This window comes from Aerococcus sp. L_32, from assembly GCF_050689315.1.
Map to the genome: position 1 here is coordinate 1 of NZ_JBOEQF010000093.1, position 7,661 is coordinate 7,661.

The following is a 7,661-nucleotide window of genomic DNA, read 5'->3' on the forward strand; positions in this document are numbered from 1 at the left end:
ACCACAAGTACATTTACGGCCACCCTCTTTAGAGAACATATGCCCAATCTCACCAGCAGCACCCTGTCCAACAACCAGCTTGTCGTTGACAATTACACCACCGCCAACACCGGTACCTAAAGTCACCAAGACAACATTACCTGCGTGGTCACCAGCACCCTTCCATTGCTCACCCAAAGCAGCAACATTGGCATCATTTTCAATCAGAATTGGCCAATTTGCGTTGAAGTGGCTACGAATCAGATCTGCAACGGGCTGTTCTTCAACCCAAGCTAAGTTATACGCACCAGCAACGGTACCTTTTTCACGGTCTACAAAGCCTGGAGACCCCATACCAATGCCTAAAATATCTTCGTTAGTCCAATTGTTTTCTAGCATTTTTTCTTGAACAGCTAGAATTAAATCTGGAATAATGTGTTGGCCATCTTCTTTAATATCTGTAGGCACTGACCATTTATCAATAATTTCGCCTTCAATTGAAACAACTGATAATTTAATTGATGTACCACCAAGATCGATACCGAATATTTTCTTAGTCATTATCATAACTCCCTCTTATCTATTAGTTATATAAGTCTATTTTATCAGACTTTAGCAAAAAAATTTAGGTTTTTAAGCAAAAAAATGATACCGGTTGCACAATATTTATATTTCCCCAACAATAATTTGGTCCACTGGAATATCAAAATCATCAATTTCAAAGGTCACTTTATCAGAGACCATGCCTGGAAAGGCTAAGGCAATCTTGTTTCCTGGGTAATCCGCTAGGAAAATATCGTAAAAACCGCCCCCATGCCCAACCCGATACCCGTCCGGTCTAAAAAACAAACCTGGTACAAGCATCAAGTCAATGGCCTCTTTATCGATAAAATCAGCTTCTGCTGTTGGTTCGTAAATACCGAATTTCGTCTTCTCCAACGCATCCATCCCTTGATACTTAGCAAATGCCATTTGACGTTTGGGATAGGTTTTAGGCACATATATCTTTTTGCCAATGGTTAAGGCGTAATCAATAATGGGTTTCGTATCAATTTCGCCTGGATGGGCAATGGTTGTGGTGATTGTATCGGCTTGAATAAAGGCTTCATTGGTAAATAATTGGGCATAAATATCTGCCTGCAAAGCAATTCGGTCAACCTCTGGTAAGGCTGCCCAGTATTTAAAAGTCCGGTCGCGAATGACCTTCTTGTCTAGAATTGTTTTCATCTCTTCTGTCAAATAAATTCTCCTAACCACTAATTAAAGTATTGAACATGCCGTGGTTGATTAAAATAAACCCAGCAATCACCACAAAGGTAGCAGCTGAACCAATCCGTTGGGTCAACCGTTGATCTGGCCCTTCCCCGCGAATTAGCGCCATGGTCATTAAGAAACCACCTACCAATCCGCCCACATGGCCCCAAATATCAATCCCTGAACCCATAATACCAAAGGCCAAGTTAATCCCCACAAGGGTTAAATATTGCGAACCAATGCTTTGGATATGGCGATTTCTCGGGAAGAGATTTTTAAGCGCTAGGAAAACAGCAAACAAACCAAACAAAGCAGTCGATGCCCCAGCTGAGATATTTTCAGAAAATTGGTAAGAGAATAAGTTCCCCATCAAGCCAGAAGCCAGGTAAATCACCAAATAGCGCCAGTGGCCTGCAATATTTTCAACCATACTACCTAAATAATACAGGGTAATAGAATTAATCAATAAATGAACAATTCCAATATGCAAGAACATGGGGGTAATTAAACGCCAATACTCTCCTGCAGCAATTAAAGGATTAAATTTAGCCCCAAATAATAATAAGGTGGCAGAACTTTCGGAACTGCCCATAAATTCCATCATAATAAATAAAATAATTTGTATACCTAGCAAGGTATACGTCACAAAAGGTTTTCTCGTAAACATGATTAACTCCTTTTTAGTAGCGAATGTACTTTCACATATTATACCCTAGTTTTCAGGATAATCACAAAATGGCAGTTACCTACAAGAAAACTTTAGGATTCTTCCACTAGATACGACAAACAAAGGCAAAAAAAAGACCCACACCAGCGCGAACGCCAATGCAGGTCTCCCAATAGTAAATACGTATTTATTATTTGTGTGTTACCGAGTCAGTTATCTAATTTGCATTAGATTATTTTACCTCTTTGAAGACACAAACTTTACGTAATTTTGGACTATATTTTTTTAATTCTAAACGGTCTGGATTGTTACGACGGTTTTTCTCTGTTAAGTAAACACGTTCGCCTTTTAATTCAGTGTTTTCTAAAATAATGTTCACACGCATGTGATACCCCTCCAATACAATAAAATTATTAACTGATATACAGTAACCATACTCGATTATTGTACCATAATCTTAACCTATATGCCAAATATTTTTTAGTCTTGTAAAAAAATTGGTCTTACACTTAAAATGATCAGTATGGGGCTGTGATTTGAGTGTCACAGCGCCACACGCAATTATTGTGCTTCTTCTAATGCTTCCGCTTCTTCTGCTGATGCTTCCGCATTTTCTGCCATTTGGTCAGCTACTTTATTTTGATATTCTTCGATATCATAGTATAAACCTAAAACATTTGGTGCAGCAGCTTGGGCAGATACAGACACATTTGGTGTTGTTCCTGGGATTACGATAGAAACCGCAATTTCAGGATCATCATATGGTGCCCATCCGGCCCAAGTTGAATTTTCAAGCGTATCAGATACTGTCGCAGTACCTGATTTACCCGCTACTTCAATTGGGAAGTTAGCAAAAATAGCGTTCCCCAAACCAGTTGAGGTATGGATAACAGACCAGATACCCTCTTGCACTTCCGCAAGCATTTCATCTGTAATCGACAATTGATTCAATACAGTTGGCTCATATTCGTAAACCGTTGCTCCATCGCCAGCAGTCTCCTCGTCTTCAGTAGGTGCCAAAATTTTATCCAGCACATGTAAAGCATAGCGGGTACCACCATTCGCAATGGTTGAAATATATTGGTTTAATTGAATTGGTGAGTAGGTATCAAACTGACCGAAAGCCAAGTCAAGTGCATTACCTGGGTCACCAGTATCAGCTCCGATTAGACCAGTTGATTCATTTTCCAAGTCAATACCAGTCGATACACCTAAACCAAATTCTGCATAGTAGTCACGTAAGGTATCATACACGGCATCTGTATCCAGTTCTGACAAGTCCATGTATGGTTCGTAGTAGTTTACACCACCCATTGCCATGGCCAATTTAATCATGTAGACGTTGGAAGATTGAGCTAAGGCTTGTTTATCCGTTAAGATTCTTGGCGTTGAATCGTTACCAGATGTAAACCACCAAGAAGCTTTAACTGGCGTACCGGAGAAGTATAGGGGTTCATCGGTGATTTCATTGTCTGAACCAACTTCAAGCAAGCCTTCTCCGTAACCAGCGGAAATCGTTGCAGGTTTTACAACAGACCCGGATGCAAAGACGCTATTAATCGTACCTAAGGCATCATCAACAATTTCACCATCTGAATTTTTCTTCTTACCAACTAAAGCGTAAATAGCCCCCGTATCAGGATCAGACGCTACAATGTAGATAGAATTGTTGTCTTCAGTTGTCGCATCTTCTAAATACTGAGTTGCATATGCTTCTAATTCCGCTTGGTATTCAGAGTCAATGGTCAACTGAACCGTATTCCCCATTTCTCCAGCATAAGTCTGTTCAGAGTTGATAATCTCTCCCTCTTGACTCACTTCTGTTTCATAGGTCGTTTTCGAACCACGTAAATCCGCTTCATACTGTTCTTCAATATAAGACTCCCCTACCCGATCATTTAGGGCATAACCCTTAGCTAGGTAGAAATCTTGTTGGTCACTTGGAATCCCTTCTTCTGTAGAAGATACACTACCAAGCAACGAACGTAGTAATGAATCTTGCGGGTAAGTCCGTTTCCAATCGGTTGTCACATTGACACCTGGTAACTCAGCTGAATGCTCTGCCACAACGGCCATTTCTTCAGTGGTTACCCCATCATTTTTAATCATGACAGTTGAGAGTGAGGAGGCGGCATTCATTTTGGCAAAAATAACTGCTGCTTCCTTATCTTGGTCACTTAGACCATTCAAGTCGTCGTCAGTCACCTTACTCACTTGGATGGCGTAAATTTCATCATCCGTTGCAGCGGCCTCATCGTCCGTTAACCGGTCATTGATGACATCTGTATTGGCTGCTACAAAATAATCCTGCAGGTCACGATCGGATACATCCTCGAAATCTATAGCTATATATTTAGCTAGATTCTGCGCCGTATGGACCATATCCTCACCAGAAGTGTCCTGGCCACGTGTATAAGAAATTGCTGGTAAAGCCTCATTAGACACCATCAATTCTCCTTCAGAATCAACAATCAACCCACGAGGGACCGATTCCTCAACAATAGTTGTTTCTGTCGCATTCACCAGATCAGAGAACATATCCCCTTGAACTAGTTGCAAATAAGATAAACGTAAAATAAGCATTGCAAACAAGACAAAAATCCCTATCATCATCACGTTCAAACGGTTTAAAAAGGAGCCCCATATGGGTGCACGTCTTTTTGGTTGGTCTTGATCATCAGAACCCATTTTATTCCACTTTTCCTCAGCACCCTCATGTTGCTTCGGTTGTTTATTTTGATCACCTTGATCCAACTTGTCACCTACTTTCAAATAAAACACTTATATGCAGCCCAATAGGTCAGTCCACTCAAGCTAGCATAATCTTTTTTAATTATACACAAAAAATGGTCATAAGACTCGTGTAAATTATTAAGAATCCCTATATCCATCTAAAAATCCCAGAAGTTTTTATTTTTGTAAAAAATCTTTAAACAAGGCAATCAATCTGCGAAATATGATATGCTAAAAGCAATTCGCAAAAAGGAGTTCGTGTCATGACGCAATATATAAAAACGATTCAACAAAAAAGTCAGAAACACCCACTCAAAGCTTCAATGATTGGCTTGTTTCTAGCAGTCTTTATCCTGATGGGACTCTTCTTTATCTTTGGCCTAAAAATATTTCCTTTCGGCAACGGCACCATCATGACTGTCGACCTAGGCCAACAATATATCGACTTCTATCAATACTACCGAGACATCTTCCAAGGCAATTGGGATCAGATTTTCTATTCCTTCTCAAAAGCCACCGGAGGCGAAATGGTCGGGACCTGGTCTTACTACCTCATGTCCCCCTACTTAATTTTCTTGCTATTTTTCCCGCAATCCTGGCTATCCTTTGCCGTCGCCTTGATTGTCTTACTTAAACTCGCCACCGCAGCATCCGCCTTCCAGTTCATGTTAGGCCGGTTCTATAACGAAGTGACCTGGCAATCACTCACATTTTCATTCGCTTACGCCTTCATCGGCTACCTATCCGCCAACCAACTAAACGTCATGTGGCTAGACGGCGTCATCTTCCTACCTTTTCTCATTTGGGGTTTGGAAAAAGTCATGCGCGGTCAATCTGGCTGGACCTATGTAGGTTGGCTAGCCCTTATCCTAATCTCGAATTACTATATCGGTTACATGATTTGTTTATTCTTAATCCTATTTTTCTGCTACCGAATGGTCGCTCACGGACGAGCTGGTTTGCATAGTCAAGACCAGATGGAAAGATTCAATCAGTACTTGGCGCCAACAGCGCAATATCAGGCAAGCTACTTTACCAATTTCAAAACCTATTTCATGCAAACTCTTGGTAAATTTGCCGGTTGGTCACTCGCAGGTGGTGGTTTAGCTGCTTTTATTTTAATGCCTACATTCTATGCATTATCAACCAGTAAAGGGCAACAATCGTCACCCGAACTTGAATTAACAACCGATTATCCCTTATACGATATCGTTTCAAAATTCATCCTAGGGGCCTTTAACTTTGACCAAATGCCAGAAGGATTACCCAATATTTTCGTAGGTAGTCTAGCGCTTATCATGGCCAGCCTTTACTTTTTCAATAAGAAGATTCCTTGGCAAGAACGATTAGCCGCCGGTGGATTGACGACGGCCCTATTATTATCCATGAACATTTCAGGGCTGAACTTGATTTGGCACGGGTTCCAATACCCAATCTGGTACCCCTACCGTTTTTCATTCGTCTTTTCATTCTTTCTATTATTTATCGGCTATCAGCTCTACCGACAAAAAACTGTCTTATCCATTAAAAGTGCAATAGCTTTGCTGATACCTTTTGCTATTGCCTACGGTTACCTGTTCTATAAGATCGAAGAATTTGACTATATTTCAGTCACAACAGTCCTAGTTTCCTTCGTCTTATTCGTTGGGGTCACTGCCCTACTGATGATGGTTGTTGACTTCGACCGGTTGATTTATATCCTCCTATTGTTCATCACCATGAGTGAAGTGTTTGCTAACTCAGTGATCTCTATTTCCTCTATTTCTTACTTGAAAGAAGATGACTTTGCGGATTATATTGCTGAAATCAAACCAGAAATCGCATCGTATGCGCCCGCGGAAAATGAATTCTACCGGATGACCAAGACCTTCCAGCGGACAAAAAACGATGCCATGCAGCTGGGTTACTATGACTTGAACCATTTCAACTCGACAATGGAACGAAACACCACCCAATTGTTCAAACAATTAGGGCAACCTATGTCAGACGGCTTTACCAACTATACAACCGGGACCCTAGTGACAGACGCCCTATTTGGTGTCCAATATTACTTTGACGTCACCCCGTTTGAAGATAATCAAGGCGCCTTAAAAGACCGAGTCAGGTCAACACGAGCTGACTTGAGTGAATACCCTGTTACAGAAGTCACAGACCAATTAATCATCCATGAAAATCCCAATGCCTTGTCTCTTGCCTATATGGTTAGCCAAGACATCCAAGACGTCGCCATTGATGACGTCAATCCAGTTTACCTGCAAGATGAATTGTTGAATGTCTTGAGCGGAAACGGCACAACAGACGGCATTGACCTTTCACAATTTGAGATTGCCAACTTTGCCAGCGTGGACCTATTCCATGTGGATTCACAAGATGCTTCTGTGGTAAACACAGCTTATACCCGTGATGACACTGGAGAAGATTCGTTTATTGATATCCATATCAATGTCAAAACAGACCAAGCTTATTACATTACCGTCCCTTCATTCTTGAACGATGAAGAAGTCAAATACTACTTAGACGGCGAGCCATTGGACTACGATTCTTCTTACCAGTCGATTCAATTATTTAATATTGCCAACGACGATCAAGGCGCAGAGAAAGTATTTACCATACAATTGCTAGATGACGAAACAACCCTAGCGGATATCAACCTCTATACCCTTGACCAGGAAAAAGTATCCACCATGGCAGAAGACTTAAAGCAAAATCAGTTGGAACTGACCAACTTCTCAAATGGGGCTTTCTCAGGCACCGTTACAGTAGACGATCCAAGTGAATACTTGATGGTCACTGTCCCATACGCAGAAGGTTGGCACGCCAAAGTCAACGGCGAAGAAGTCGATACCGTCTCCCTATTAAACGGTGGCTTTATGGGTATCCAATTCCAAGAAGCTGGTGATTATGAAGTCACTTTCTACTACATCCCACAAGGCTTGATATTAGGTGTAGCCATTACAGGCGCAACCGGACTCGTACTAGTAGGTGTATATTTCTTTAACAGAAAAAAAGTGAAAACGAAATAAATATT

The 7,661-nt window shown here is 41.1% G+C and carries 6 protein-coding genes; 1 reads left to right on the forward strand and 5 read right to left on the reverse strand.

The genetic code is table 11. The features are described 5' to 3' along the window. The 5 genes from ACRCJ0_RS07405 to ACRCJ0_RS07425 all read right to left on the reverse strand — a co-directional run. A partial coding sequence (locus tag ACRCJ0_RS07405) for an ROK family protein (RefSeq protein ID WP_431390061.1) occupies positions 1-540 on the reverse strand: 540 nt, incomplete at its 3' end. A 105-nt stretch (positions 541-645) separates the two neighbouring features. Continuing rightward, positions 646-1,218 (reverse strand): 5-formyltetrahydrofolate cyclo-ligase, encoded by a 573-nt coding sequence (locus tag ACRCJ0_RS07410; RefSeq protein WP_431390062.1) that lies wholly within the window; start codon positions 1,216-1,218, stop codon positions 646-648. 10 nt (positions 1,219-1,228) lie between these two features. Continuing rightward, positions 1,229-1,900 carry a rhomboid family intramembrane serine protease gene (locus tag ACRCJ0_RS07415; RefSeq protein WP_059348741.1) on the reverse strand — a complete coding sequence of 224 codons (672 nt, stop codon included), beginning with the start codon at positions 1,898-1,900 and terminating at the stop codon, positions 1,229-1,231. A 232-nt stretch (positions 1,901-2,132) separates the two neighbouring features. Next, positions 2,133-2,285, reverse strand: a complete 153-nt coding sequence (gene rpmG, locus ACRCJ0_RS07420) for a 50S ribosomal protein L33 (RefSeq protein WP_003141750.1) — start codon at positions 2,283-2,285, stop codon at positions 2,133-2,135. A 176-nt stretch (positions 2,286-2,461) separates the two neighbouring features. After that, positions 2,462-4,654, reverse strand: a complete 2,193-nt coding sequence (locus ACRCJ0_RS07425; protein ID WP_431390063.1) for a peptidoglycan D,D-transpeptidase FtsI family protein — start codon at positions 4,652-4,654, stop codon at positions 2,462-2,464. A gap of 242 nt (positions 4,655-4,896) precedes the next feature. On the opposite strand from ACRCJ0_RS07425, the gene ACRCJ0_RS07430 reads away from it, so the two are divergent. Next, positions 4,897-7,656: a YfhO family protein gene (locus ACRCJ0_RS07430; protein WP_431390064.1), complete on the forward strand. Its 2,760-nt coding sequence runs from the start codon at positions 4,897-4,899 to the stop codon at positions 7,654-7,656. The last annotated feature ends 5 nt before the right edge of the window (positions 7,657-7,661 follow it).